Origin of the sequence: Pseudomonas sp. Os17 (assembly GCF_001547895.1) — a bacterium.
Classification (GTDB): domain Bacteria; phylum Pseudomonadota; class Gammaproteobacteria; order Pseudomonadales; family Pseudomonadaceae; genus Aquipseudomonas.
In genome coordinates this window covers 6,793,362-6,820,090 of the sequence record NZ_AP014627.1, presented here as the reverse complement: position 1 = coordinate 6,820,090, position 26,729 = coordinate 6,793,362, and the positions used below count along the sequence as shown (strand labels likewise).

The window sequence follows — 26,729 nt, the reverse complement described above, 5'->3', positions numbered from 1 at the left end:
CTGCGAGGCTGCGCCAAGGTCCGCAGGACCCTCAGTGCGCTCAAGAACGGCGTCTGCTGCGGCGTCGTTCTTGAGCGCGCGGATTTTCGCCCTGCTCGGGAAGGGCGTAGCATCACTTCACAGGCTTTCCGGACCCCCTTCCCATGCTGCAGAACATTCCCACCCATGTGATCGCCGGCCCTCTGGGCGCCGGCAAGACCAGCCTGATCCGTCACCTGCTGAGCCAGCGTCCGGCCGAGGAGCGCTGGGCGGTGCTGATCAACGAGTTCGGCCAGATCGGCCTGGATGCGGCCTTGCTGACTCGTGATGAAGACGGCATCGCTCTGGGCGAAGTGGCCGGTGGATGCCTGTGCTGCGTCAACGGCGCACCGTTTCAGGTGGGGCTTGGGCGGCTGTTGCGCAAGGCCCGGCCGGACCGTTTGTTCATCGAGCCTTCCGGCCTTGGTCACCCGGCGCAGTTGCTCAAGCAACTGAGTGTTGCACCCTGGAAAGGCGTGCTGGCGCTGCAGCCCTGTGTGCTGGTGCTGGATGCCCAGGCCCTGGCCGCCGGCAAGCCGCTGCCCCAGGCGCAACAGGACGCCCTGGCCAGCGCCGGTTTGCTGGTGTTGAACAAGGACGAACTGCTCAGCGACAGCGATCGGCTGCGGGTACTGGAGCAACTGCCGGACCTGCCGCTGTTCTGGACTCGCCACGCCGCCTTGCCCCTGGCCGAGTTGCCGGGCCTGGAGGTCAGCGCCGGGGCGGCGCTGGAGCAACTGGATGTTCCCCAGGGCCTGGCACAGTTACCGGCGGTGTGGAGCGATCCGACGCAGCCGATCTGCCTCAGTCAGTCTCAGCAGGAGGGCTGGAGCATTGGCTGGCGCTGGCACCCGAGCCAGCGCTTCGATCTGGTCCGGGTCGAGCACTGGTTGCAGAACCTCGACTGGCGTCGGGCCAAGCTGGTGATCCACAGCGACCAGGGCTGGCGCTCGGGCAACGGGCTGGATAATTCGCCGCTGAACTGGCTGCCCAGCGAATGGCGCCGGGATTCGCGCCTGGAGCTGATCTTCAGCACCCCTCAGGACATGGCGGCCCTACAAGCCAGCCTCGCTGCCTGCCGCCTGTAGGCGCATCTCACGGTTTGAACTTGCGATGCTCTTCGCGCCACTGGCTCAGCTCGATCACCTCGGCGCTGGGCAGCGGCTCCTTGGCCTCGAACGGATAAGGCGCCAGCTCGATATGGGCGCTGTGGGCGCCGAACTGGGTGATGGTCCCGGCGTGGCGGGTTTCGCCGGTCACGGTGAATTCGAAGTTGTAGATTCGCGCCAGGCGCCGGCGACCATTGGCGTCCTTGACCAGGCCGATGCGCTTGAGCGCGACGTTGCCGTCCAGCAGCTCGATATCGAGCCGCGCGCAGTGCTGCTTGACCCGCTCCAGCGCCCGCTCGCGCAGGCCGTGGTTGTGCCACAGCCAGGCGGCGCCGGTCGCCAGGAGCATCAGCACAAAGATGTTTCCAAGGGTCAGCATGAAGGTTTGCTCCAACGAAGTGGCATCAGCTTAACTGCGTCTCCGGTCTGTCGTACAGGCTGCGTTTAGTCGCATACTGCGCGGCTTGAATTCCACCGGTTTTATGGAAAATCCTGCATGAAACGTACGCCCCACCTGCTTGCGATCCAGTCCCATGTGGTTTTCGGCCACGCCGGTAACAGTGCTGCGGTGTTCCCCATGCAGCGGGTCGGGGTGAATGTCTGGCCCCTGAATACCGTACAGTTTTCCAACCACACTCAGTATGGCCACTGGGCCGGAGAAGTGCTGGCGCCCCAGCAGATTCCCGAGCTGGTGGAAGGCATCGCCGCCATCGGCGAGCTGGGCAACTGTGACGCGATCCTCTCCGGCTACCTGGGCAGCGCGGCCCAGGGCCGGGCGATTCTCAGCGGCGTGGCGCGGATCAAGGCGATCAATCCCAAGGCCCTGTACCTGTGCGACCCGGTGATGGGCCATCCGGAAAAGGGTTGCAGCGTACCGGCGGAAGTCAGCGACTTCCTGCTGGACGAGGCGGTCGCCATGGCCGACTTGCTGTGCCCCAACCAGCTGGAGCTGGACAGCTTTTGCGGGCGCAAGCCGCAGTCGCTGTTCGATTGCCTGGGCATGGCCCGTTCGCTGCTGGAGAAAGGCCCCAAGGCCGTGCTGGTCAAGCACCTGGACTACCCGGGCAAGCTGGCGGAAGGCTTCGAGATGCTGCTGGTGACCGCCGAGGGCAGCTGGCACCTGCGGCGTCCGCTGCTGGCGTTTCCGCGGCAGCCGGTGGGGGTGGGCGACCTGACGTCGGGTCTGTTCCTGGCCCGGGTGCTGTTGGGTGACAGCCTGGTGGCGGCGTTCGAATTCACCGCCGCGGCGGTGCATGAAGTGCTGCTGGAAACCCAGGCCTGCGCCAGCTACGAGTTGGAGCTGGTGCGGGCCCAGGATCGCATTGCCCATCCGCGAGTGCGGTTCGAGGCCACGCCGATCGGTTTCTGACTTGAACGGCGGGTCGCTGTGTCAGGCCTGCTCGGAGAACTGCACCGTCGGCGCCGGCTGTCGGAAGCCGCGGGTGTGCGCCGCCAGGTACAGCGCGCCCAGGGCGAACCAGGCCAGGCCAATCCCCAGGGTCAGGGCCGAAAGGCTGGTCCACAGCCAGACGATCAGGCCAAAGCCGATCAGCGGCAGCAGGCCGTATTGCAGCAGCCGTGCACCGGTGCGCGGCTGACCCTGTCCCAGATGGCTCTTGATCACCGCCAGGTTGACCACCGAAAACGCCACCAGTGCGCCGAAGCTGATCATCGACGCCAGGGTGGTGAGGTCGATGACCACGGCCAGCAAGGACACCAGCGACACCAGGACAATGGCCAGCACCGGGGTCTTGTAGCGCTCGGACAAGGTGCCGAACATTCGCCGCGGCAGGATGCCGTCGCGGCCCATGCTGAACAGGATGCGCGACACCGAGGCCTGTGACGCCAGGGCCGAACCGGCGGCGCCGGCGACATAGGTGGCGGTGAAGAACATCTCCAGGAAGCGTCCGCCGGCGTGCAGCATCACCTCGCTGGCCGCCGAGTCGGCGTCCTTGAAGCTGCTGCCGGGGAAGGCCAGCTGGCTGGTCATGGCCAGCAGGATGAACAGCAGGCCCGCGCCCAGGGTGGTGATGACGATGGCTCGGGGGATGTCGCGGCGCGGGTCGCGGGTTTCCTCGGCCAGGGTCGATACCGCGTCAAAACCGAGGAACGACAGGCACAGCACCGCCGCCCCGGCCATCAATGGCAGCAGGCCGCCCTGACTGCCGTCGCCGACCCAGGGCGCGCTCAGGTCCAGGCTATCGGCCCCGGCCAGCTGACGAATCACCAGGGCCACGAACACCACCACGAACACCATCTGCGCACAGACGATCAGGTTGCTCATGCTCGATACCGAGCCGATGCCGCGAATGTTCAGTAGCGTCACCAGGCTGATGGTCGCCACCACGAAGACCCAGGCCGGCACGGCGGGAAAGGCCAGGTTGAGAAACAGACCGATCACCAGGTAGTTGATCATCGGCAGGAACAGGTAATCCAGCAGCAGCGACCAGCCGGCAAGAAAGCCGATGCCCGGTCCGAAACTGAGGCTGGCGTAGGAATAGGCCGAGCCGGCAATCGGGTATTTTTTCACCATGACGCTATAGGACAGGGCGGTGAAGAGCATGGCCAGCAGAGTCACTACATAGGCAGCGGCGGTCCTGCCGCCGGTGATCTGGGTGACCACGCCGTAGGTGGTGAAGACGGTCAGCGGGACCATGTACACCAGGCCGAAGAACACCAGGGCCGGCAGCCCGAGGATGCGGCGCAGGGAGGTGCCCTGGGCACTGTGGGTGAAATCGCCGGGGACGAGGGCGGGATTGTCGGAGAGTGTATTGGCGCTGGGCATTGTTATTGTTCTCACGCGTTCGTGGGTTCGAAGGCTCCCCAAACGGGGAGTGCGCTTGTGCCTTGCCCAGCGATTCTGGCAGCGGCGCCTCCGGGGCATAACTCTCTATGTGGTCAAAAAGGGATGGATGTGGCCATTCGGGATGACCGCAGAAGACTGCCTGAAGCGACAGGGGTAGAGCAGGGCGAGCGCAGGAGGCTCAGCAGGGGCGTGGTGATGGGACCGTCCGTGGTCCGGCTGAATCAGCGCGTGTGCCTGAGGGTCACGGGCCGTCGGCCTTGATTTCCTGGTAGCGCTTTTCCAGTTCCTGGCGGATCTGCCGGCGCTGCTGGGCCTGGATATAGCGACGCTTGCCATCGGCCGTTTCCGGCTGCAGCGGCGGCACCGGAGCCGGTTTGCGCTGGTCGTCCACCGCCACCATGGTGAAGAAGCAGCTGTTGGTGTGGCGCACCGAGCGCTCGCGAATGTTCTCGGTCACCACCTTGATGCCCACCTCCATGGAGGTGTTGCCGGTGTAGTTGACCGAGGCCAGGAAGGTCACCAGTTCGCCGACATGCACCGGCTCGCGGAAGATTACCTGGTCCACCGACAAGGTCACCACGTAGCGACCGGCATAACGGCTGGCGCAGGCATAGGCGACCTCATCGAGGTACTTGAGCAGGGTGCCGCCGTGCACATTGCCAGAGAAATTGGCCATGTCAGGGGTCATCAATACCGTCATCGACAGCTGGGCGTTTCCGGGTTCCATAGCACGCTCACGGTTCTGGGCAGGGGTTGCTGGAGCACCTCTGCGGGTGCTGGGTTCAAGGGTTTTCAAACCATCGATAACGGGACGCCGGGCCGGGCCACGCCGTCACGCCCCGGTGGATCTGTTTCCTAATATTGCACCGCCTTTCTGCCGGAAGTCGCGGTGTTAACCTGCAAAACACCCGTTCCAGGGCATTTTCCGACACTCCTTAAGGATTTTTCCTACTGCCGATCAGAGCTTTCTAATGTGGCGATCTGCGCCGCCCAGCTTTCAAGGAGAACCCTGGCCATGCATGCCATCAGCTTCATTCAGGACCTGGCCGTGATCATGTTGGTCGCAGGCGTGGTGACCATTCTCTTTCATCGACTCAAGCAACCGGTGGTGCTGGGCTATATCGTCGCCGGTTTCCTCATCGGCCCGCACACGCCGCCCTTCGGCCTGATCCACGATGAGCAGACCATCAAGACCCTGGCCGAGCTGGGGGTGATCTTCCTGATGTTCTGTCTGGGGCTGGAATTCAGCCTGCGCAAGCTGTTCAAGGTGGGGGCCACGGCCTTTATCGCAGCCTTCCTGGAAATCGTCCTGATGATCTGGATCGGCTATGAAATTGGCCGCTGGTTCGACTGGAGCACCATGGACTCGCTGTTCCTCGGGGCGATCCTGGCCATTTCCTCCACCACCATCATCGTCAAGGCGCTCAATGACCTGAAGATGAAGAACGAGCGCTTCGCCCAGCTGATCTTCGGTGTGCTGATCGTCGAGGACATTCTCGGCATTGGCATCATCGCCTTGCTGTCGAGCATCGCGGTCAGCGGCACGGTGAGTTCCGGCGAGGTGTTCTCCACGGTCGGCAAGCTCTCGCTGTTCATGATCGTGGCCCTGGTGATCGGCATTCTGCTGGTGCCGCGCCTGCTGGCCTACGTGGCCAGATTCGACAGCAACGAGATGCTGCTGATCACCGTGCTGGGGTTGTGTTTCGGCTTCTGCCTGCTGGTGGTCAAGCTGGAGTACAGCATGGTCCTGGGGGCCTTCCTGATTGGCGCGATCATGGCCGAGTCCCGCCAGTTGCTGAAGATCGAGCGCTTGATCGAACCGGTTCGCGATCTGTTCAGCGCGATCTTCTTCGTGGCCATCGGTCTGATGATCGATCCGCAGATTCTCCTGCAATACGCCTGGCCCATTGCGGTGATCACCGTGGCGGTGGTCCTGGGCAAGCTGTTTTCCTGCGGTATGGGGGCCTTTATCGCCGGCAACGACGGCCGAACCTCGTTGCGCGTGGGGATGGGCCTGTCCCAGATTGGCGAGTTTTCCTTCATCATCGCCGCCTTGGGCATGACCCTGCAGGTCACCAGCGACTTTCTCTACCCGGTGGCGGTGGCGGTGTCGGCCATGACCACTTTGCTCACGCCCTATCTGATCCGCGCTGCCGATCCTTTGTCGCTGAAGTTGGCGAGGATTGTGCCCCAGCGCCTGAGCCGGGTGCTGGGGATGTACGGCGAGTGGCTGCGCAGCATCCAGCCTCAGGGCGAGGGCGCGCTGCTGGCGTCGATGATTCGCAAGATCCTCCTGCAAGTGGGAGTGAATCTGGCGCTGGTGGTGGCGATCTTCTTTTCCGGCGGCTATTTCGCCAGGCGCATTGGCGCTTACCTGGAGGGCTGGGTCAGTGATCCGAGCTGGCAGAAGGCGTTGATCTGGGGCGCAGCCCTGCTGCTGTCGCTGCCGTTCCTGATCGCCGCCTATCGCAAGCTCAAGGCACTGTCGATGCTGCTGGCGGAGATGGGGGTCAAGGCGGAGATGGCCGGGCGCCATACCCAGCGGGTGCGGCGGGTCATCGCCGAGGTGATTCCGATCCTGTCGCTGCTGGTGATCTTTCTGCTGTTGGCGGCGCTGTCGTCGAGCATCCTGCCGACGCTGGAGTTGCTGGTGCTGATTGCGGTGGTGGCGGCGGCGGTGGCCGCGGTGCTGTGGCGCTGGTTCATCCGGGTGCACACGCGAATGCAGGTGGCGCTGATCGAAACCTTCGATCACAGCAAGGACAACGGCGGGCATTGACCTTGCCGCTCGCCAGCAGGGCGCTGGCGAGCCTGTTCATGCCTTTAGCCGGCTCAGCTTTCCAGCCAGACGTCCCGCGCCCAGTGCCACACCGATTCCCAGGATTCCTCGGTGATCAGCTCTTCTTCGCCGGACCACAGCACCACGGTGCCGTCCTCTTCGACGCAGTAGTAGTCGTCGCCGTCCTGGCAGATCGGGATCAGCTCGCGCGGCACGCCCATGTCCCAGGCGGTCGCGGCCACTTCCGGCAGGTAAGTGTGGGATTGCGGGTCGGTGACGGTGACCGGCTCCAGGCTGCCGTAAACCACATCGCTGACGGTCAACAGGAACTCTTTGAAGACGAACGGGATATTGATGAACAGCTGTTCCTCAATTTCCACCAGCAGGTCTTCGTCCGGCAGTTCCAGGGGGACGGGTACCGGTTCGTTGGCTTCTCGGAGTTGTTCGATGACTTCTTCCACGGCCTGGGTCCTCTTAGCTCTATGGCGCGGTTGTTTGACGGCGGTTTATACAGTAGCTCGCTATAAGTGCAATCGTGAAATGCAAAACCCCGACTTGAGTCGGGGTTTTGCCTTACTGCTGTGACAACGGCATGAATCAACCGTTCTGGCGGATACCTGCCACCAGCCACGGCTGGTTGTCGCCCTGGGCGCGTTCCATGTTCCAGCTTTCGCTGAACACTTCGCCCTGGTCGAAGCGCGAGGTCTTCGACACACCGCTGAAGGTCAGGGTGGCGATGGTCTTGTCGGCGCGGTCATCCACGCCTTCCAGCTGCACTTGCAGGTTGTCGATGTAGGTGGACTGGAAGCCGTCGCCCAGATCGGCACGTTCCTGCTTGAGGAACTGCAGCATTTGCGGGGTCACGAACTCGGCGATCTTGTCCATTTCATTGGCGTCCCAGTGTTGCTGCAGGGACTGGAAGTGGTTGCGCGCCGCTTCAATGAAGCGTTCTTCGTTGAACCAGGCCGGAGCGTTGATCACCGGGCGCGCGGCAGGGGCTGCCGAGCCACCGAAGATCGAGCCGCCGGCAGGCTGCTGCGGTTCGAACGCCTCGCGCTGCATGGGCGCGTGACCGGCGGGAGCAAACTGCTCCTGCTGCTTGCGGCGACGCGCGGCGATGAAGCGGAAGATCACGAAGGCGATGACCGCCATGATCAGGATGTCGAAGATCTGCATGCCCTGGAAGCCGCCGCCCATGAACATGGAGGCCAGCAGGCCACCGGCCGCGATGCCTGCCAGAGGGCCGAGCCAGCGCGAAGCGCCACCGGCCTTGGCCGCGGCACCTGCAGCACCGGCTGCGCCAGCGGTGGCGGCAGCGGCAGGCGCGCCCGGAGTGGCGGGCGCCGCCTGGCGAGTCTGGTGAGTCGGGGCAGCGCCGGCGCTTTTGCCGCCGCCGAAGCGCTTGGCGTTGGCGTCGAGGCTCATCGTCAGGCCGATGCACAGCGCCATGGCGATGCTAAGAAAACGTTTCATAAAGGGGGTTCCCATTTGTGGATGGCACGCGCGCCATATTGCACAGGTGAAGTGTCAGTAGCGAGCGGCATAATGTTTCGGGCTTTTGCCTGACAGGCTCGGTTCAGCTCCGTTCGCCGGCATGCTCGCCGATAGGTTTTTTGTCCTCAAGGACGCGGCTTTGGTTCAATTGCGTCGCCGTTCAGCGACGCAGTGCCAGGAGCACGACGCCGGCGGTGATCAGGCCGATTCCGCCCCACTGGCGCAGATCGAGTTTCTCGCCCAGCAGGGCCACGCCGATGACTGCGACCAACACCACGCTGAGCTTGTCCACCGGCGCCACCAGAGAGGCCGGGCCGAGTTTCAGGGCGCGGAAATAGCACAGCCAGGAGGCCCCGGTGGCCAGTCCCGACAGCAGCAGGAACAGATAGCTCCTGGTGGAAATCGATCCCAGGGACTGATATTGGCCCGTTGCGTACAAAATCAAGGCCAGGCTGACCAGGACCACCACGGTGCGCAGCAGGGTGGCGAAGTCTGAATTGACGTTTTCTATCCCGACTTTGGCGAAGATCGCCGTCAAAGCGGCGAAAGTTGCCGAGAGCAGCGCCCAGAATGTCCACGAGGAAAAAAAGCCTGAACCCATGTTCGCGCTGCCTTTTCTGCACTGACCTGGCGGAGCCGGCTTGCTGGCGAAGAGGTGGTTCGCCAGTGAGCTTCACCGGCAAGCCGGCGCCTAGGGTCGGGTCGGGTTAGATGGCTTCCAGCTTGGCGTAGCCGAGCATCAGCCATTTGCTGCCTTCGCTGAAGTTGACCTGGACCCGGGCCTGGGCACCGGCGCCTTCGAAGTTGAGGATCACCCCGTCGCCGAACACCGAGTGCCGCACCGCCTGGCCCAGGCTCAAGCCGGTGTCCGGAATCTCGCTGCCGCCGAACAGGCTGCTGGTGCTCTGCGACTGGCCACCGCCGAAAGGCCGGCTGACGCTGTTGGACAGGCGCACTTCCTGAATCAGCCCCTTGGGCACCTCGCGGACGAAGCGCGACACCTTGTTGTAGGTTTCGCTGCCGTACAGGCGACGGGTTTCCGCATAGGTCATCACCAGGTTCTGCATCGCCCGGGTGATGCCGACATAGGCCAGACGGCGTTCTTCCTCAAGGCGGCCGGGTTCTTCCAGGCTCATCTTGTGCGGAAACAGGCCTTCTTCCATGCCCACCAGGAACACGTAGGGGAACTCCAGGCCCTTGGCGCTGTGCAGGGTCATCAGTTGCACGCTGTCTTCATGCTCGTCGGCCTGGGTATCGCCGGCTTCCAGGGAGGCGTGGCCGAGGAAGGCCGCCAGCGGCGTCAGGTCCTCGTCTTCCTCGCTGTTCTCGAAGTTGCGCGCGGCGCTCACCAGTTCCTCAAGGTTTTCCACCCGGGCCTGGCCCTTCTCGCCTTTTTCCGCTTCGTGGTAGGCGATCAGCCCGGACTGCTCGATCACCGTCTGGGTCATCAGGTGCAGGGGCATTTCCAGGGTCTTGGCGGCGAGGTTCTCGATCAGTTCGATAAAGGCCCCGAGGGCGCCTGCGGCGCGACCGGTCAGGCCTTTATTGGCCACCAACTGGCGCATGGCTTCCCACATTGATACGTCGCTGTGGCGCGCGTGTTCGCGGATGGCTTCGACGGTCTTCTCGCCGATGCCCCGGGCTGGAACGTTGATCACTCGCTCCAGGGCCGCGTCGTTGCCACGGCCTTCCAGCAAGCGCAGGTAAGCCATGGCGTTCTTGATCTCGGCCCGCTCGAAGAAGCGCTGGCCGCCATAGATGCGGTACGGAATGCGCTCGCGCAGCAGGGCCTCTTCCAGCACCCGGGACTGGGCGTTGGAGCGGTAGAGAATGGCGATGTCGCTGCGGGCCAAGCCGGTTTTCAGCGCGCTCTCGATGGTTTCCACGACATAGCGGGCTTCATCGTGCTCGTTGAAGGCGGCGTACAGGTTGATGGCTTCGCCATCGCCGCCATCGGTCCACAGTTCCTTGCCCAGGCGCCCGGTGTTGTTGGCGATCAGGGCGTTGGCGGCCTTGAGGATGCCGGCGGTGGAGCGGTAGTTCTGCTCCAGGCGGATCACTTCGGTGTCCGGGAAGTCGGCGGAATACTGGTGAATGTTCTCGATTTTCGCCCCGCGCCAGCCGTAGATCGACTGGTCGTCGTCGCCCACTACCATCAGGCTGTCGCCACCCTGGGCCAGCAGTCGCAGCCAGGCGTACTGCACGGCGTTGGTGTCCTGGAACTCGTCCACCAGCACGTGGCGGAAGCGCTTCTGGTAGTGCGCCAGCAGGCCGGGGTGGTCGCGCCACAGGTCCAGGGCGCGCAGTAGCAGCTCGGAGAAATCGATGACCCCGGCGCGCTGGCAGGCGGCCTCGTAGGCCTCATAGATGCTGCGCATGGTGGCCAGGAACAGGTCGCCACTGGCCTGGATATGTTGCGGGCGCAGGCCTTCGTCCTTCTGTCCGTTGATGAACCACTGGGCCTGACGGGCCGGCCAGCGCTGCTCGTCCAGGCCCAGCTCGCGGATCACCCGCTTGACCAGGCGTTGCTGGTCGTCGCTGTCGAGGATCTGGAAGGTCTGGCTCAGGCCGGCTTCCTGCCAGTGGGCCCGCAGCAGGCGGTGCGCCAGGCCGTGGAAGGTGCCGACCCACATGCCTGCCGGGTTGATGCCCAGCAATTGCTCGATGCGGTGGCGCATCTCGGCGGCGGCCTTGTTGGTGAAGGTCACCGACAGGATCGAGTGGGGCGAGGCGTTCTCGACCTGGATCAACCAGGCGATACGGTGCACAAGCACACGGGTTTTGCCGGAGCCAGCACCGGCCAGGACCAACTGACGACCCACGGAGGCGGCTACGGCCTGGCGTTGGGCATCGTTGAGGGAGTTCAACAGGAGGGAGAGATCATCGCGCATCGGGGCATTCTAGGGGCCCGCGTCACCCCGGGCAAACCCGGCTTTGCATTAGCCGATAAAACAACCGCGGGTGACGACCGGTCGGTCACAGGTCCCAGCCTTCGGCTCTTCAAGTCCGGGCTGTTGCGCTGTGGATTGATGGGGGATCGGTTTTATCGATTTTATGACTTGGAGCAGTTTGGCTCGCGCCTTTGCTTGTGTATGCTCCGCCGACGTTTCGGGCTCAACCATTATAAGAACACTGCCTATGACCCATAATCCCGACCTGTCCGGCCCCTTGGTGGAACCGCGGGTTATCCTTCTGCGCTACGCCGTCGAGATGGCGGTGGAACGCACGCGTCTGCTGTATCAGGGCTCGCTGCTGCCGACGCTGTTCATGCTGCTCAATGGTCTGGTGTGCACCTGGCTGCTCTGGAGCCCGGCGCGCTATCTGTTGCTCAGCGTGTGGATGGTCTGGCTGCTGGCCCTGGTGGCCTTGCGGGTGATCCAGGTGGCGGCCTTCGACTCGGCCATCCCCAGCCGCCAGGCGCAGCCGGTCTGGCAGCGCATGTTTCTTCTGGGCTCGACGGTCAGCGGCCTGACCCTGGCCTGTGCCGGCATCGCTCTGGTGCCCACCGACAGTTTTCTCCAGCAGGCGTGGGTCTTCGGCCTGATCGGCGCGGCCATTCTTTCGGCCAGCGTGGCCTATGCGGTCAGCCTGCAGGCCTTTCTTTCCTTCACCTTGCCGTGCCTGCTGCCGGCGATTGCCTACCTGTTCTGGGGCGGCGACGAGCAGCAGCGGGGCTGGGGCTGGCTGGGGCTGATTCTCCTGGTGTCCTTGAGCGTGGTGGCATGGCAGGTCAATCGCCTGATCCAGCGCGGCTTGCTGCGACGCTTTCAGAATCAGGCCCTGATCGAGCACCTGCAGGACGCCCAGAGCCGCAGCAACCAGCTCAACCGCGAGCTGGCCCGGGAAGTGGAGCAGCGCCGCCGCGCCGAGGAGCAGTTGCGCGAGGCCCAGGCCGGGCTGGAGCAGCGGGTGGCTCAGCGCAGCCTGGAGCTGGACGCGGCCAACCAGGCCCTGAGCAAGAGCGAGGCACGCCTGGCCCTGGCCCTGGACGCCAGCGAGCTCGGACTGTGGGACTGGAACCTGCAGACCGACGAGGTCCATCACACCCAGCTCAAGGAGCTGTTCGGCCTGGAGCCGGAAGACGTCACGGCGATGCTCAGCCACCTCAAGCCGCGGCTGCATCCCGAGGATCTGCCCGTGCTCAAGCGTGCCCTGGTGGAGCACCTCAAGGGCCGCAGCGAGGACTATCAGGTGGAATACCGGGTGCGCCATGGCGATGGCCGCTGGGTGTGGATCGAGGACCGTGGTCGGGCGGTGGAACGCAGCCCCGACGGACGGGTGCTGCGCATGGTGGGCACGCGGCGCGATATCAGTGCCGACAAGGAGCTGGAAGTGCAGCGCGACCTGGCCGCCACGGTGTTCGAGGCGGCCAGCGAAGGGATAGTCATCCTTGACCCCGATTACGCCCTGATTGCCGCCAACCAGGCCTTCAGTCTGGTCACCGGCTATCAGGTCGAAGACATGCTCGGGCGCAATGTGGTGGAGCTGTCCTGCAGCCGCGATGCCCGTCGTCACTATCCGATGATTCACCAGGCCCTGGAGCAGCACGGCAGCTGGCAGGGCGAACTGGTGGAAACCCGCAAGAATGGCGAGCTTTATCCGCAGTGGCTGCAACTGAACGTGGTGCGCGACAGGCGGGGAAAAGTCCGGCATATCGTGGGCTTCTTCGCCGATCTGTCGGCTAGGCGTGAATCCGAGGAGCGCATGCGCTACCTCACCCACTATGACGAGCTCACCGGGCTGGCCAACCGCTCGCTGTTCCGCGAGCGCCTGCGCGAGGCCCACCAGCGGGTGCGCCAGGGCAGCCGCAGCCTGGCCTTGCTGCACATCAATCTGGATCGCTTCAAGCTGCTCAATGACAGCCTCGGCCATGAAGTGGCCGACCAGCTGTTGCAGAAAATGGCGCGACGGCTGGTCAATGCGCTGCCGGAAGCCGACACCATCGCGCGCTTGTCCGGTGACGAGTTCGCCGTGCTGTTCGATGCCTACGGCAGCCTGTCCAGCCTGACCCGGGTGGCGACCCGCTTGCTCAGCAAGTTGCGCCTGCCGATCACCGTTGAGGGCCACGAACTGGTGGTCAGCGCCTCCATGGGCATCAGCATGCTCCCGGACAGCGCCCGGGAGATCGCCGCCCTGGTCAGCCAGGCGAACATGGCCATGGCCCACGCCAAGCACCTGGGCGGCAACAACTTCCAGTTCTATACCGAAAGCCTGCAAGCCAGCACCCTGGAGCGGCTGCAACTGGAGAACCAGTTGCGCAAGGCCATCGAAGAAGACCAGCTGATGGTCTTCTACCAGCCCAAACTGTGCCTGGCCACGGGCCGGCTGAATGCCGCCGAGGCCCTGGTGCGCTGGGACCACCCGACCATGGGCCGGGTGCCGCCGGGAGACTTTATCGGGCTGGCGGAAGAAACCGGGCTGATCGGTCCCATCGGCGAATTCGTCTTGCGCCAGGCCTGCCGACAGGCCTGTGAATGGCAGCGCCAGGGCCTGGAGCCGATTCGGGTGTCGGTCAACCTGTCGGTGTATCAGTTGCGCCAGGGCAAGCTGGTGAGTCTGGTGCGCCAGGTGCTGGAGGAGACCGGCCTGGAGCCGCACCTGCTGGAGCTGGAGCTAACCGAAAGCCAGTTGCTGGACAGCGTCGAGCACATCATCGCCACCTTCCGGCAACTGCGCGCCCTGGGGGTGAAGCTGGCCATTGACGACTTCGGCACCGGTTATTCGTCCCTGAGTTACCTCAAGCGGATTCCGGTGGACTACGTGAAGATCGACCAGGCCTTTATCCGTGGGCTGGCCGACGGAGGCGAGGACGCCGCCATCACCCGGGCGATCATTGCCATGGCCCACGGGCTGTCGCTGAAGGTGGTGGCCGAGGGCGTCGAAGAGCCCGGTCAACTGACGTTCCTGCGGGCCGAGCACTGCGATGAAGTGCAGGGCTATCTGATCAGTCGCCCGGTGAACGCCGAGGGCCTGGCGCTGCTGTTGCAGGCCCAGACTCGCTAGCCTTTATCGGCGTGCGCCACAACGGCTACATAAGTCGTACCCGGCTGAAAATGGGGGGTAGGCCGGCAACTTCGTGATGCATTGAGCAGGCAAAAAGACGATTCCTGTAGTATAACTACAAGCTTGCTACATCTCCGGCGTCAGCCAATAACAATGAGTCCAGCCCTTTGAACCTGTTGCAGCACATTGCCCAGTCACGTCATTTGTTACGCAAATCGGAACTCAAGGTCGCCGATCACGTGCTCCTTGATCCTGCGGCGGTGATGCACAGTTCCATGGCGGACCTGGCCCACAGCGTGGGCATCAGCGAACCGACCATCGTGCGCTTCTGCCGGGCCATCGGCTGTTCCGGTTTCCAGGACCTGAAGCTCAAGCTGGCGCAGAGCCTCGCGGCCGGGGCCAGTTTCGGCCAGTTCGCGATCCATGAAGACGATTCCGTCGCCGACTACAGCCTGAAGATCTTCGACACCACCCTGCACACCCTGATGGAGGTTCGCGAGAAGCTCGATCCGGTGGCCCTGCAGCAGGCGGTGACCGCCATGTCCCAGGCCCAGCGCGTGGAGTTCTACGGCTTTGGCGCCTCGGGCGCAGTGGCGGCGGACGCCCAGCACAAGTTCTTCCGCCTGCTGCTGACCGCGGCGGCCTATTCCGACCCGCACATGCAGGCGATGTCGGCGGTGACCCTTAAGCCCACCGACGTGGCCATCTGCATTTCCCAGTCCGGGCGTTCCAAGGACCTGCTGATCACCGCCAACCTGGTGCGTGAAAGCGGCGCCTCGCTGATCACCCTGTGCCCGAGCCAGACGCCATTGGCCGAGCTGTCCACGGTCAACCTGGCCATCGACGTCCACGAAGACACCGAGATCTACACCCCGCTGACCTCGCGCATCGCCCACCTGGTGGTGATCGACGTGTTGGCCATGGGCGTGGCGATGGCCCGCGGGCCGAGCCTGGTCAACCACCTCAAGAGCGTCAAGCGCAGTCTGCGCAGCCTGCGCCTGTCGCCCAAGTCGGTCAAAGCCCTGGACGATTGAGCCTGCCTGTCAGGAGCGGCTGGGCGGGTTTGCGCTGGCTGGGGACAGGGGCTTGGGTGACCCACGCTTTCGCCGCCAAGCCGGCTCTTGCGCAAGCCAGCCAGTGCCCAGAGCGGTGTTGGGCAGGCGAATGTTCATCGTCCTGTAACCGAGTCGCCGCCAAACCGTAACTGCCGACGTCCATCGTGAAGCTTCCGTACTCGCATTGGGAGACTCGAAATGGCCCGGCCTTACGAAGAGAGCAACAGCGCCGTCAAGACCCGTCGTCAGCAGGAAGACCAGCGCCGCATGGAATTTCGGCGTGCGATCGAACACCGCTTCGAGCTGCGTCAGTTGCAGCAGGAAATCAACGATTACCCCGAGCTTGAGGCCGTCAATTACTGGCAGGCGGCACCCGCGGCTTCCCGTCGAAGCGTTCAACCAGCCCGCTGATCTGCACCCGTTCGCTGCGGATGAATCCCAGGAACGCATGCGCTACCGGTGACAGGCGTTTGGCTTTGGCCTGCACCAGGCACCAGCTGCGAAGCAATGGCAGCTCTTCGACCGGCAACTCGATCAACCCGCCGGTCGCCAACTCAAGGTTCAGGGCGTGGCGCGTCAGCAAGGCCACGCCCAGGCCCGCACGCACGCACTCGCGCTGAGCCTCGGCCGACGACACTTCGAGGACCTGGGTGAAGTGCACGCGCTTCTCCTTGAAGTACTCCTCGCAGGCCAGGCGCGTGCCCGAGCCCGGTTCGCGCAGCACCAGGGTGTAGGGCTCCAGGTCCTGCAGGCGCAGCGGGCCCATGTGGCTCAGGGGATGATCCGGTGGCGCTACGGCGACGATGGGGTTGTTGAGAAACGGCAGGAATTCCAGCTCCATGTCCTGGGGCACCATGGACATGATCACCAGGTCGTCACGGTTGTCCGAGAGGCGGCGGATCACCTGGGCGCGGTTGACCACGGTCAGCTGCAGGTGGACTTCCGGATGCTGGCGCTTGAAGGCGGCGAACAGGTGCGGGACGAAGTACTTGGCGCTGGATTCCACCGCCAGCTTGAGCTGGCCCTGCAGCGAGCCCTGCATGTCCGAGAGCTGCATGTCGAGGTTTTCCAGGCGTCCGAAGATGTCCCGGCTGGCCCGTTGCAGGGCTTCGGCGGCTTCGGTCATGTAGAGCTTCTTGCCGACGTAATCGAACAGCGGTTGGCCGATCAGTTCCTCCAGCTGACGGATCTGCAGGCTGACCGCCGGCTGGGTGAGATTCATTTCGTCGGCGGCGCGGCTGTAGGAGCGCAGATCGCAGACTTCATTGAAAATCTGCAACTGACGCAATGTCAGTCTCATCAAGGACTTACGCATTTCTGGAGTGCTCGCGCCTGGGGCTTGTGGCACGACTATAAGTCTTTACTTATGCCCAACCCAATAATTATTGATTTTTGTTAATCCCTCTTCAGAGCTAGTGTGACGCGGCGACTGACCTGAAACATTTGGTCACGCGCCGACTCGGTCTAGCGGGTCGTTTGTTCCAACGGCTCAAGGGAACCTCCAAGTGATAAAAAAGATCCTGATCGCCAACCGTGGTGAGATCGCCGTACGAATCGTGCGTGCCTGCGCCGAGATGGGCATCCGTTCGGTAGCGATCTTCTCCGACGCCGATCGCCATGCCCTGCATGTGAAGCGCGCGGATGAGGCCCACAGCATTGGCGCCGAGCCGCTGGCCGGCTACCTGAACCCGCGCAAACTGGTGAACCTGGCGGTGGAAACCGGCTGCGATGCCCTGCATCCCGGCTATGGCTTCCTTTCGGAAAATGCCGAACTGGCAGACATCTGTGCCGAACGTGGAGTCAAGTTCATAGGTCCTTCGGCGGAAGTCATCCGTCGCATGGGCGACAAGACCGAAGCCCGCCGCAGCATGATCAAGGCCGGCGTGCCGGTGACCCCGGGCACCGAAGGCAACGTTGCGGATATCCACGAAGCCCTGGCCGAAGGCGACCGCATCGGCTACCCGGTGATGCTCAAGGCCACCTCCGGTGGTGGCGGCCGCGGCATTCGTCGCTGCAACAGCCGTGAAGAGCTGGAGCAAGCGTTCCCCCGAGTGATTTCCGAAGCCACCAAGGCCTTCGGTTCGGCGGAAGTGTTCCTGGAAAAATGCATCGTCAATCCCAAGCACATCGAAGCGCAGATCCTCGGTGACAGCTTTGGCAACGTGGTGCACCTGTTCGAGCGCGACTGCTCGATCCAGCGCCGCAACCAGAAGCTCATCGAGATCGCCCCGAGCCCGCAGCTGACTCCGGAACAGCGCGCCTACATCGGCGACCTGTCGGTGCGCGCGGCCAAGGCCGTGGGCTACGAGAACGCTGGCACCGTGGAGTTCCTGCTCGCCGAGGGCGAGGTGTACTTCATGGAAATGAACACCCGGGTGCAGGTGGAACACACCATCACCGAGGAAATCACCGGCATCGACATCGTTCGCGAGCAGATCCGCATCGCCTCGGGCCTGCCTCTGTCGGTGAAGCAGGAAGACATCCACCACCGTGGTTTTGCCCTGCAGTTCCGGATCAACGCCGAGGACCCGAAGAACAACTTCCTCCCCAGCTTCGGCAAGATCACCCGTTACTACGCTCCCGGCGGCCCCGGCGTGCGCACCGATACGGCGATCTACACCGGCTACACCATTCCGCCGTTCTACGACTCCATGTGCCTGAAGCTGGTGGTCTGGGCCCTGACCTGGGAAGAAGCGATGGACCGTGGCCTGCGCGCCCTTGACGACATGCGCCTGCAAGGGGTCAAGACCACCGCCGCCTACTACCAGGAAATCCTGCGCAATCCGGAATTCCGTAGCGGTCAGTTCAATACCAGCTTCGTTGAAAGCCATCCGGAACTGACCAACTACTCGATCAAGCGCAAACCCGAAGAGCTGGCCCTGGCCATCGCCGCCGCCATCGCCGCCCACGCAGGCCTATGAATAAGCAGCCGCAAGCTGTCAGCGACAAGCGCCAAGTAGAAGCGGATCGGCTTTTACTGGCGGCTTGTAGCTTGGAGCTTGCCGCCATGAGGAGATACCAATGACTAAAAAGATCTTCGTTACCGACACCATCCTGCGTGACGCCCACCAGTCGCTGCTGGCCACCCGCATGCGCACCGAAGACATGCTGCCGATCTGCGACAAGCTCGACAAAGTCGGCTACTGGTCCCTGGAAGTCTGGGGCGGCGCCACCTTCGACGCCTGCGTGCGCTTCCTCAAGGAAGACCCGTGGGAGCGCCTGCGCAAACTGCGCGCGGCGCTGCCCAACACTCGCCTGCAGATGCTCCTGCGCGGGCAGAACCTGCTGGGCTACCGCCACTACAGCGACGACGTGGTCAAGGCCTTCGTGGCCAAGGCCGCGGTCAACGGCATCGACGTGTTCCGCATCTTCGACGCCATGAACGACGTGCGTAACCTGCGGGTCGCCATCGAAGCGGTGAAGGCCGCCGGCAAGCACGCCCAGGGCACCATCGCCTACACCACCAGCCCGGTGCACACCATCGAGGCCTTCGTGGCCCAGGCCAAGCAGATGGAAGCCATGGGTTGCGACTCGATCGCGATCAAGGACATGGCCGGCCTGCTGACCCCTTACGCCACCGGCGAGCTGGTCAAGGCGCTGAAGGCCGAGCTGTCGCTGCCGGTGTTCATCCACTCCCACGACACCGCCGGCCTGGCTGCCATGTGCCAGCTCAAGGCCATCGAGAACGGCGCCGACCATATCGACACCGCCATCTCCAGCTTCGCCTGGGGCACCAGCCACCCGGGCACCGAGTCCATGGTCGCGGCCCTTAAAGGCAGCGAGTTCGACACCGGCCTGGACCTGGAGCTGCTGCAAGAGATCGGCCTGTACTTCTACGCCGTGCGCAAGAAGTACCACCAGTTCGAAAGCGAATTCACCGCGGTCGATACCCGGGTGCAGGTCAACCAGGTGCCGGGCGGGATGATTTCCAACCTGGCCAACCAGTTGAAAGAGCAGGGCGCGCTGAACCGCATGGGCGAAGTGCTGGCCGAGATCCCGCGGGTGCGTCACGACCTGGGCTACCCGCCGCTGGTGACCCCGACCTCGCAGATCGTCGGCACCCAGGCGTTCTTCAACGTCCTGGCCGGCGAGCGCTACAAGACCATCACCAACGAAGTGAAGCTCTACCTGCAGGGCGGCTACGGCAAGGCCCCGGGTCAGGTGGACGAAAACCTGCGGCGCCAGGCCATCGGCAGCGAGGACGTGATCGACGTGCGTCCGGCCGACCTGTTGAAGCCGGAAATGACCAAGCTGCGCGGCGAAATCGGTGCCCTGGCCCATTCCGAGGAAGACGTGCTGACCTACGCCATGTTCCCGGACATCGGGCGCAAATTCCTCGAAGAGCGTGAGGCCGGCACCCTGGTTCCGGAAGTGTTGCTGCCGATCCCCGAAGCCGGTGGCGTCAGCAAGCCGGGCGGTGAAGGCGTGCCTACCGAGTTCGTCATCGACGTCCACGGCGAAACCTACCGCGTCGACATCACCGGTGTCGGGGTCAAGGCCGAAGGCAAGCGTCACTTCTACCTGTCCATCGACGGCATGCCGGAAGAAGTGGTGTTCGAGCCGCTCAACGAATTCGTCGGCGGCGGTGGCAGCAAGCGCAAGCAGGCCAGTGCGCCGGGCCATGTCAGCACCACCATGCCGGGCAACATCGTCGATGTGCTGGTCAAGGAAGGCGACGTGGTCAAGGAAGGCCAGGCGGTACTGATCACCGAAGCCATGAAGATGGAAACCGAAGTCCAGGCCGCGGTGGCCGGCAAGGTGGTGGCGATTCATGTGGCCAAGGGCGACCGGGTCAACCCGGGCGAAATCCTGATCGAGATCGAGGGCTGAGTTCAGGCCCTCATCGGCAACGGTTTACCTCGGGGGAGCTACGGCTCCCCTTTTTTTTGGCTTTTTTGAAGTGTCATTTAATGCATTTTATGCAGCCAATAGTTCATTGAAATGCATTTAGATGCACTTATTGGCTCGGAGGCTTGGGATAACTGCAATATAATGCACGGATGATTGAGGCGGAGTCTCTATACACGTGCAGCAAATACAGGTAACCCAATGCTCCGGCTGACGTTGCAGCTCTACGGCGCAGGGGCGTGGACCGATGCCATGACCCTGAGTTTCGACAACCCCGAAGCGGGCTTTGCCAGCCCTTGCAGCTTTGGTTATGTCCCGCAGTACCTGGTGGACAACCTGGACGCGGTTGCCAGCCCGCTGAGCCGCTCGGTCAGTGCGCAGATACCCTTGGGCTGGGAGCCCTGGCGAGAAGAGCGGGCGCCGGCCTTTCTTTATGACCTGGTCGCCACGCCGGCGGCGCGCCGCTTTTTGCTGCGGCAGATCGGCCATGAGCGGCCCGATGGCATGGGCAGCGAGCTGTTCCTCCTGGCCCGAAGCACCGCGGCGCCCATTGGCCATCTGCGGATCAAGGAGTCCCTGGCAGGGCTGCACAGGCGTCCGGCCCTGGGTTTTACCCGGGAACAGGTGGTGACCCTGGATAACCGTTTTCTGGAATACGCCCATGAGCAGGCAGCGGCCTTTGGTGGCACGGCGAGCATCGGCGACGAAGCGCCCAAGCTGTTGCTGACGGAAAACCGCGAGGGCTTGTTGTACCCCGATGCGCTGATCGATGACGCCCATGCCGCGCGTCACTGGTGGGTGAAGTTTCCCCGTAACCCGGCTTCGCCGAATGCCTGCGACATCCTCAGAAGCGAGTTCCATTACTACCGGGCACTGCAGCAGCTGGGTATCGAGACGTTCCCGGCGCCTGGGCTGGCGCTGGAAGAGGGGCGTCGGCCAAGCCTGTGGATGCAGCGTTTTGACCGCCAGCTGACGTCCGCCGGGGTTGAGCGTCTGGCGGTGGAGTCGATCTATTCCCTGGCCGCTCTGGTGGGCCATGGCCAAGGCATGCGCCATACCGAGGTCCTGGGGATCCTCGCCGAACTGTGGCGCGCCGCCGGCCAGGAGGCGTCGATCCCCGAGCTGGTGGCGGACTACCTGCGGCGCGACCTGCTCAACAGGATCCTCGGCAACACCGACAATCATGGGCGCACGCTGTCGGTGCTGCGCACTGAGGCTGGGGTGCGCCTGGCGCCGATCCATGACCTGGCGCCCAAGGTCATGGATGACCAGGGGATTGCCCGCACCACCAAATGGCCCGGGCGCATGGAAGTGGCCGGTGAGGTCGACTGGCGCCTGGTGTGCGCCAGCCTCAAGCCGCTGCTCGATCCCGAGGCTGCCCTCACGCGCCTGCGCGCAGACGCCGAACAACTGCGGGCCCTGCCGGACCTGCTGAGTGCCGGCGGCCTGCCCGAAGCCACCTTGAATCATCCGCGCATTCACCTGCGCCACCTGGATCGACGCCTGCAGGAGTGGGGATTGCGATGAACATGACGCTGGAAGAACGCGGGGCCCTGATCGACGACATCCAGCAGGAAATGGCGGCCGGTCGCCTGCCGATTGGCGAGGCGGTCAAGCGCCTGCGGACTGAAGTCACGGGGCTGCATCAGAGCCAGTTCGCCCGCATGTGCCGGATCTCCCTGCGCACCCTGATCCACATCGAGCACGGTGACGGCAACCCGACCCTCAAGTCATTGACCGCGGTGTTCAAGCCATTCGGCCTGCAGATGGGGGTGGTGAAGGTGCAGAAGACCAGCCGCGCCCGTTCGCTGCTCGATGAGCCGGAGCGGGGGCAAAGGGGCCCGGGTGCTCCCGGGCCTTCGGCGCTCGCCTGAGCCTCAGCCGCGCTTGGCGTAACCCTTGCCGTAATGCCTTTCCATCCGCGCCTGGATCAGTTCCAGGCCGATGGACAGCAGCCAGTAGATCAGCGCCGCGGTGCTCAGCATCTCGATGTAGCGGTAGCTGGAACGGCCATAGGACTGGGCCAGGAACATCACTTCCCAGACCCCCATCACCGAGATCAGCGACGAGTCCTTGAGCATCGAGATGAACTGGTTGGTGGTCGGCGGAATGATGGTGCGCATGGCCTGGGGCAGGGTCACCTGCCAGAAGATCACGCTGTCGCTCATGCCCAGGGCCAGGGCCGCCTGGCGCTGGCCGTGGGGCACGCCGAGGAGGCCGGCGCGGAAGATCTCGCTGAGGTAGGCGCCGTAGTTCAGCGACAGGGCGATGATCCCGGCGGTGATGGCGCCCGGCACCACGCCCAGTTGCGGCAGGCCGAGGTAGATCAGCAGGATCTGGATCAGCAGCGGCGTGCCGCGAAAGAACGAGGCGTAGAAGCTGGCGATGCCGAACGCCACGGCGCTGGACGACAGGCGCGCCAGGGCGGTGACAAAGCCCAGCAGCGACGAGGCGACGATGGAGCAGGCGCAGAGGAACAGGGTCAGCGCCGCGCCCTGGAGAAAGCCGCTGGGCGACAGGTGCAGGCCCAGCAGGTTTGGCAGCTTGTCGAGGATGATCGAGAACTTCAGGTCGAAGCTCAGGAAGAAGCTGGCGAACAGCCCCAGCAGCGCCGTCCAGGTCAGGTACAGGCGGCTGCGAAAGCCCAGCAGGCGCTTGAGCAGCGGTTCAGCCACCGCTTGTGGTGGCTGCGGCGGTGGTGTGTAGGCAGTCATTGGCTGATGTCGGCGCCGATCCATTTCTGCGACAGCTTGCTCAGGGTGCCGTCCTGCTTCAGTTGGGCGAAGACTTCACGCACCTTGGCGTTCCACTGCGCATCGCCTTTCTCGATGGCCACCGAATTGGGCTCGGCGTACAGCGGCTCGCCGGCCAGCTTGAAGCGCGCATCCTGGGTCAGCCGCGGTTGCGCGGTGACCAGGTTGGTGAGGATCGCATCCAGGCGCACGCCCGGGCCCAGGCCGAGGTCCTGGAAGGCCACGTTGTCGGTGTCGTAGGGGGCGATCTGCACGTTCTCGAAGGGGTATTGCAGCTGGGTGTCTTCCGCGCCTTCGATCACCAGGTTCTTGTTCAGGTAGCTCTCGTAGCTGGAGGCGGCGGTAAGGCCGACCTTCTTGTCGCTCAGGTCCTTGGCGCCGTGGATCCGCTCATCCTTGGCGTTGACCACGATCACCGCCGGCGAGGCGTAGTACTGCACCGGGAAGTCGAAGACCTCGGCGCGAGCCTTGCTCGGGGTCATGGAGCAGATGCAGATGTCATAGCGCCCGCTCCAGCGTCCGGCGGCGATCACGTCCCAGGACGGGGTTTCCAGGCGCAGCTTGACCCCGAGCTTGTCGGCCACGGCCTTGGCCACGTCGACGTCGAAACCGTCCAGCTGGTTCTGCTCATTGAGGAAGGAGAAGGGCGGGTAGCTTTCCATCAGCACCCCGACCAGTTCCTTTTTCTGCTCGATACGCTCCAAGGTGGCGCCGGCGAAGGCTTGGGAGGAGGCGGCAAGTACGGTCAGGCCGAGGGCCAGCAGCGGTTTGAAATTCATCGGAATCCTGACTGAAAAAGAGTTGTTATTAACCGAATGGTGCGTATTTAATAGTTATAAGAACGACTCCGGTAGTGAGTTATTTTCATAAGCATATGAGTAAAAAGCATATGGGCGCAGTTAGCACGGTAATTCTGGATGGCGGTATGGGTCGTGAGTTGCAGCGCCGTGGTGCGCCGTTCCGGCAGCCCGAGTGGTCAGCCCTGGCGTTGAGCGAAGACCCCCAGGCGGTGGAGGCGGTGCATGCGGCCTATATCGCCAGCGGTTCCAACGTCATCACCAGCAACAGCTACGCCGTGGTGCCGTTCCACATCGGTGAAGAGCGCTTTGCCGCCGAAGGCCAGGCCCTGGCGGCCCTGGCCGGTGAGCTGGCGCGCCGCGCGGTGGAGGCCTCCGGCAAGCCGGTGCGGGTGGCGGGTTCGTTGCCGCCGCTGTTCGGCTCCTATCGCCCGGACCTGTTCGATGCGTCCCGGGTCGAGGAAGTGCTGAGCCCGCTGGTTAAAGGACTGGCGCCGTTCGTGGACCTGTGGCTCGCAGAAACCCAAAGCTCGATCGCCGAAGCGCGAGCCATCCACGCAGGATTGCCCAAGGACGGCAAGCCGTTCTGGCTGTCCTTCACCCTGAAGGATGAAGACGTCGATGAAGTGCCACGCCTGCGTTCCGGCGAGCCGGTGGCTGACGCGGCGGCGGTGGCGGCGCAACTGGGGGTGCAGACCCTGCTGTTCAACTGCAGCCAGCCGGAAGTGATAGGCGCGGCGGTGGATGCGGCCCGTGACACCTTCGAGCGCCTGGGGGTGCAGATCCATATTGGCGTGTACGCCAACGCCTTCCCGCCGCAACCCGAGGATGCCACCGCCAACGACGGCCTGTGCCCGCTGCGCGAAGACCTGGATCCGCCGGGTTACCTGCGATGGGTAGCGGACTGGCACCAGCGCGGTGCCAGCCATGTCGGCGGTTGCTGCGGCATCGGCCCGGAGCACATTGCGGTGCTGGCGCAGAAGCTGGGCTGACCCCTGTAGCCGCTGCCGCAGGCTGCGCCAAGGTCCGCAGGACCTTCCGAGGCCTTCAACGGCGGCGCCCGCTGCGTCGGAGTGCCGCCCAGCCTGGTCGCAGCCTGCGGCAGCGGCTACAGGTCTTCTACCAGGCCGGGTCCACCGCTCTCTTTTCGGCGCCGGCTTGCCGGCGAATCCCCGGTTACCCGCGACACTCCGCCAGAGACTTGAGCTGCCCCGAGCCGCTCTGGTTCTCATCGCTGAGCCATTGCTCGAAGCCCTTGGCGATCGCCGGCCATTCCCCATCCAGGATCGAGAACCACGCGGTATCGCGGTTCTGCCCCTTGGCCACCATGTGCTGGCGAAACACCCCCTCGAAGCTGAAACCCAAACGCTCGGCGGCATAGCGCGAGCGGGCGTTGTCGTTGTTGCATTTCCACTCCAGGCGCCGGTAGCCCAGGGCGAAAGCTTCCCTGGCCAGCAGGTACACCGCCTCGGTGCTCTTGGGCGAGCGCTGCATCGGCGCGCCGAAGGTGACGTGGCCGATCTCGATGCGGCCCTGGGCCGGAACGATGGACATCAGGCTGATCAGGCCCTGGGCCTGGCCACTGGCGCGGTCGATCACGGTGAAGAAATACGGATCGCTGGCCAGGGCATGATTGCCGAGCCAGGCGTCGAACACCGCGCGCTCGGGGAAGGGGCCGTAAGGCAGGTAGTTCCACAGCACCGGGTCGGCGCCGGGGCCTTGCAGCACCTGGAACAGCTGATCGCCGTGGCGCGCCGGGTCGAGCCTTTCCAAACGGATGAAGCGCCCTTCAAGCAGGGTGGCCGAAGGGGCGGGGACGCCTTTCCAATCGGCGAGAGAAATCGACATGCAGTGGCTCCTTGCGGGTTCAGAGGGGTTTGCGGAACTGGATAAAGCCCGGACGCTCGGCGATGCGCTCATACAGCTGGATGGCCGTGGCATTGGTTTCGTGGGTCAGCCAATGCACCTTGGCACAGCCGTCCTGCTTGGCCCGGGTGTAGACGAACTCGATCAACTGGCGGCCGACACCGGTGCCGCGCTGGTCCGGAGTCACCAGCAGGTCCTGCAGGTAGCAGGCATTCTCGATGCTCCAGTTGGAGCGGTGGTAGATGAAATGCACCAGGCCCACGGCGCGCTCGCCGTCCCAGGCCAGGGCGGCGTGGGTCGGTTCGCGGGTATCGAGAAAACGCTGCCAGGTGCTCTGGGTCACGGTGTCCGGCAGTTCGGTTTCGTAGAAGCGCAGGTAGGCCTGCCACAACGGCAGCCAGGCGGCGTGGTCGGCAGCGGTGACGGGGCGGATCTGGATCTGGCTCATGAAAGCTCCTTTATTGTTCTGGACGGGCACTCAGCCCATCAGTTGCGACAGTTGCTGGTCACGCGGGTCGGCGCTGGCCGCCAGGCCTTCACGGACCCCGGCGATGTCTTCGGCATTGCGGTTCTGGCTGAGCTTGCGCTTGCCCTCCAGGCGCTGGATCGGCAGGGCGAAACCGACAATCGCCTTGAGCATGCCATCGACATAGTCGGCCGGAGCATCGGCCACCTTCCACGGTTGCGGGCGGCCGGCCTCATGGCGTTCGGTCAGGCCCTCGACCACCTGCAGCAACCGCTGCGGGTCGCTGAATATTTCGGGCTGGCCATAGGCGTGCACTGCCACGTAGTTCCAGGTGGGCACCACTTTGCCGTGTTCGGCCTTGCCCGGATAGAACGACGGGCTGATGTAGGCGTCTTCGCCGCTGAAAATCACCAGGGCCTCGGCACCGCTGGCCAGCTCGGCGCATTGCGGGTTGGCCTTGGCCAGGTGCCCATAGAGCGTGCCGCTGGCACCTTGCCCTGGGTCCAGCAGCAACGGCAGGTGGCTGGCTTGCAAGCCCAGGGCGCCCCAGGTCACCAGGGTGGCCAGACGGCTGTGATGCATCACGCCGTGGAGGCGGGAAAGGTCTTCATCGACGAAAGCGCGAGGCAGGTACATGGAAAAACTCCTTGGCGAGTGGCTGCATCCTAGGCAGGCTAATGGTTCGTTGTAAGAGCCATCTCTGGTCTATTTCATAGGTCCAATTCCCGGGTGCCC

23 protein-coding genes and 1 pseudogene are annotated in these 26,729 nt (G+C 64.0%); 11 read left to right on the top strand and 13 right to left on the bottom strand.

The window, feature by feature from the left end; translation table 11 throughout:
* Window positions 1-143: 143 nt before the first annotated feature.
* The gene (locus POS17_RS30325) at window positions 144-1,106 is read left to right on the top strand and encodes a CobW family GTP-binding protein (protein WP_060841808.1); all 963 of its coding nucleotides are present in this window, start codon (window positions 144-146) and stop codon (window positions 1,104-1,106) included.
* 7 nt (window positions 1,107-1,113) lie between these two features.
* Here POS17_RS30325 and POS17_RS30320 read toward each other — a convergent pair whose 3' ends face one another.
* Window positions 1,114-1,506, bottom strand: a complete 393-nt coding sequence (locus tag POS17_RS30320; protein ID WP_060841807.1) for a DUF3301 domain-containing protein — start codon at window positions 1,504-1,506, stop codon at window positions 1,114-1,116.
* Between the two features lie 117 nt (window positions 1,507-1,623).
* On the opposite strand from POS17_RS30320, the gene pdxY reads away from it, so the two are divergent.
* Window positions 1,624-2,496 carry a pyridoxal kinase PdxY gene (pdxY, locus tag POS17_RS30315; RefSeq protein WP_060841806.1) on the top strand — a complete coding sequence of 291 codons (873 nt, stop codon included), beginning with the start codon at window positions 1,624-1,626 and terminating at the stop codon, window positions 2,494-2,496.
* Between the two features lie 21 nt (window positions 2,497-2,517).
* On the opposite strand, the gene POS17_RS30310 is transcribed toward pdxY, so the two are convergent.
* Together POS17_RS30310 and POS17_RS30305 are read right to left on the bottom strand one after the other, a co-directional pair.
* Window positions 2,518-3,912 carry an APC family permease gene (locus POS17_RS30310; protein WP_060841805.1) on the bottom strand — a complete coding sequence of 465 codons (1,395 nt, stop codon included), beginning with the start codon at window positions 3,910-3,912 and terminating at the stop codon, window positions 2,518-2,520.
* 262 nt (window positions 3,913-4,174) lie between these two features.
* Window positions 4,175-4,660 (bottom strand): acyl-CoA thioesterase, encoded by a 486-nt coding sequence (locus POS17_RS30305; protein WP_060841804.1) that lies wholly within the window; start codon window positions 4,658-4,660, stop codon window positions 4,175-4,177.
* Between the two features lie 288 nt (window positions 4,661-4,948).
* Between POS17_RS30305 and POS17_RS30300 the strand changes: the two genes are divergently transcribed.
* A complete protein-coding gene (locus POS17_RS30300) occupies window positions 4,949-6,712 on the top strand; it encodes a cation:proton antiporter (protein ID WP_060841803.1) in 1,764 nt (587 codons plus the stop codon).
* A 53-nt stretch (window positions 6,713-6,765) separates the two neighbouring features.
* On the opposite strand, the gene POS17_RS30295 is transcribed toward POS17_RS30300, so the two are convergent.
* The 4 genes from POS17_RS30295 to uvrD all read right to left on the bottom strand — a co-directional run bounded on the left by POS17_RS30295 (window position 6,766) and on the right by uvrD (window position 11,097).
* On the bottom strand, window positions 6,766-7,173 hold the full coding sequence (locus POS17_RS30295) for an SMI1/KNR4 family protein (protein WP_007927598.1): 408 nt from the start codon (window positions 7,171-7,173) through the stop codon (window positions 6,766-6,768).
* Between the two features lie 136 nt (window positions 7,174-7,309).
* The gene (locus tag POS17_RS30290; protein ID WP_047306692.1) at window positions 7,310-8,185 is read right to left on the bottom strand and encodes a Tim44 domain-containing protein; all 876 of its coding nucleotides are present in this window, start codon (window positions 8,183-8,185) and stop codon (window positions 7,310-7,312) included.
* 181 nt (window positions 8,186-8,366) lie between these two features.
* Entirely contained in the window at window positions 8,367-8,807 is a 441-nt protein-coding gene (locus tag POS17_RS30285) for an EamA family transporter (protein ID WP_060841802.1), read from the bottom strand.
* A 106-nt stretch (window positions 8,808-8,913) separates the two neighbouring features.
* A complete protein-coding gene (gene uvrD / locus POS17_RS30280; protein ID WP_060841801.1) occupies window positions 8,914-11,097 on the bottom strand; it encodes a DNA helicase II in 2,184 nt (727 codons plus the stop codon).
* Window positions 11,098-11,344: 247 nt separating this feature from the next.
* On the opposite strand from uvrD, the gene POS17_RS30275 reads away from it, so the two are divergent.
* From POS17_RS30275 to POS17_RS31400, 3 genes are all read left to right on the top strand, one after another.
* Window positions 11,345-14,209: a GGDEF domain-containing phosphodiesterase gene (locus POS17_RS30275; protein ID WP_060841800.1), complete on the top strand. Its 2,865-nt coding sequence runs from the start codon at window positions 11,345-11,347 to the stop codon at window positions 14,207-14,209.
* Window positions 14,210-14,376: 167 nt separating this feature from the next.
* Window positions 14,377-15,243, top strand: coding sequence for a transcriptional regulator HexR (gene hexR, locus POS17_RS30270; protein ID WP_011064325.1), 867 nt, complete (start codon window positions 14,377-14,379; stop codon window positions 15,241-15,243).
* 219 nt (window positions 15,244-15,462) lie between these two features.
* Window positions 15,463-15,675, top strand: a complete 213-nt coding sequence (locus POS17_RS31400; RefSeq protein WP_016966283.1) for a PA3496 family putative envelope integrity protein — start codon at window positions 15,463-15,465, stop codon at window positions 15,673-15,675.
* Here the strand turns inward: POS17_RS31400 and POS17_RS30265 are convergent.
* Window positions 15,617-16,579, bottom strand: a complete 963-nt coding sequence (locus tag POS17_RS30265; RefSeq protein ID WP_060841799.1) for a LysR family transcriptional regulator — start codon at window positions 16,577-16,579, stop codon at window positions 15,617-15,619. The two genes, POS17_RS31400 and POS17_RS30265, sit on opposite strands and share 59 nt — an antisense overlap.
* Window positions 16,580-16,769: 190 nt before the next feature.
* Here POS17_RS30265 and POS17_RS30260 point away from each other — a divergent pair, with 190 nt between their 5' ends.
* The 4 genes and pseudogenes from POS17_RS30260 to POS17_RS30245 form a co-directional block, all read left to right on the top strand.
* Window positions 16,770-18,185 (top strand): acetyl-CoA carboxylase biotin carboxylase subunit, encoded by a 1,416-nt coding sequence (locus POS17_RS30260; RefSeq protein WP_047306688.1) that lies wholly within the window; start codon window positions 16,770-16,772, stop codon window positions 18,183-18,185.
* Window positions 18,186-18,285: 100 nt separating this feature from the next.
* Complete coding sequence (gene oadA / locus POS17_RS30255) at window positions 18,286-20,094, top strand: sodium-extruding oxaloacetate decarboxylase subunit alpha (RefSeq protein ID WP_060841798.1); 1,809 nt, start codon at window positions 18,286-18,288, stop codon at window positions 20,092-20,094.
* Between the two features lie 270 nt (window positions 20,095-20,364).
* Window positions 20,365-21,639 carry a type II toxin-antitoxin system HipA family toxin gene (locus POS17_RS30250; protein ID WP_082729965.1) on the top strand — a complete coding sequence of 425 codons (1,275 nt, stop codon included), beginning with the start codon at window positions 20,365-20,367 and terminating at the stop codon, window positions 21,637-21,639.
* Window positions 21,636-21,899 (top strand): annotated as a pseudogene (locus POS17_RS30245) (helix-turn-helix domain-containing protein); the annotation flags it as partial. The gene POS17_RS30250 and the pseudogene POS17_RS30245, both read left to right, overlap by 4 nt.
* 90 nt (window positions 21,900-21,989) lie before the next feature.
* Here the strand turns inward: POS17_RS30245 and POS17_RS30240 are convergent.
* Window positions 21,990-22,826 carry an amino acid ABC transporter permease gene (locus POS17_RS30240; protein ID WP_060841795.1) on the bottom strand — a complete coding sequence of 279 codons (837 nt, stop codon included), beginning with the start codon at window positions 22,824-22,826 and terminating at the stop codon, window positions 21,990-21,992.
* Window positions 22,823-23,644, bottom strand: a complete 822-nt coding sequence (locus tag POS17_RS30235; RefSeq protein ID WP_047306683.1) for an ABC transporter substrate-binding protein — start codon at window positions 23,642-23,644, stop codon at window positions 22,823-22,825. Before POS17_RS30235 ends, POS17_RS30240 begins: the two co-directional genes overlap by 4 nt.
* Window positions 23,645-23,754: 110 nt before the next feature.
* Here POS17_RS30235 and POS17_RS30230 point away from each other — a divergent pair, with 110 nt between their 5' ends.
* Complete coding sequence (locus POS17_RS30230) at window positions 23,755-24,654, top strand: homocysteine S-methyltransferase family protein (RefSeq protein WP_060841794.1); 900 nt, start codon at window positions 23,755-23,757, stop codon at window positions 24,652-24,654.
* A 184-nt stretch (window positions 24,655-24,838) separates the two neighbouring features.
* Here the strand turns inward: POS17_RS30230 and POS17_RS30225 are convergent, their stop codons facing one another.
* From POS17_RS30225 to POS17_RS30215, 3 genes are read right to left on the bottom strand one after another with little or no spacing between them, the layout of a single operon-like run.
* Window positions 24,839-25,510, bottom strand: a complete 672-nt coding sequence (locus POS17_RS30225; protein ID WP_060841793.1) for a GNAT family N-acetyltransferase — start codon at window positions 25,508-25,510, stop codon at window positions 24,839-24,841.
* A 19-nt stretch (window positions 25,511-25,529) separates the two neighbouring features.
* The gene (locus POS17_RS30220) at window positions 25,530-25,976 is read right to left on the bottom strand and encodes a GNAT family N-acetyltransferase (RefSeq protein WP_060841792.1); all 447 of its coding nucleotides are present in this window, start codon (window positions 25,974-25,976) and stop codon (window positions 25,530-25,532) included.
* 30 nt (window positions 25,977-26,006) lie between these two features.
* Complete coding sequence (locus tag POS17_RS30215; RefSeq protein ID WP_060841791.1) at window positions 26,007-26,630, bottom strand: FMN-binding negative transcriptional regulator; 624 nt, start codon at window positions 26,628-26,630, stop codon at window positions 26,007-26,009.
* Window positions 26,631-26,729 lie beyond the last annotated feature (99 nt).